This window comes from Paenibacillus sp. MER 99-2, from assembly GCF_023714095.1.
Lineage (GTDB): Bacteria > Bacillota > Bacilli > Paenibacillales > Paenibacillaceae > Paenibacillus.
Genome location: NZ_JAMAUZ010000061.1, coordinates 1 through 255 on the forward strand (window position 1 = coordinate 1; position 255 = coordinate 255).

At 52.5% G+C, this 255-nt stretch carries 1 rRNA gene; it reads left to right on the plus strand.

The annotated features are described in order from the left end of the window. Nucleotides 1-141 precede the first annotated feature (141 nt). Nucleotides 142-255 (plus strand): 5S ribosomal RNA (rrf, locus tag M3636_RS29330); the annotation flags it as partial.

The following is a 255-nucleotide window of genomic DNA, read 5'->3' on the forward strand; positions in this document are numbered from 1 at the left end:
GCCGTATCGGAAGGTGCGGCTGGATCACCTCCTTTCTATGGAGAATCGTTTCCCGTAGCGGAAACATTCAAATATCAAATCTAGCCAGGTCGGCTAGTTACTCACTCGTTGCTCAGTTTTGAGAGCTTAAACTCTCAAACGTTTGGTGGCGATAGCGAAGGGGTTCCACACGTTCCCATCCCGAACACGACCGTTAAGCCCTTCAGCGTCAATGGTACTTGGACCGCAGGGTCCTGGGAGAGTAGAACGCCGCCA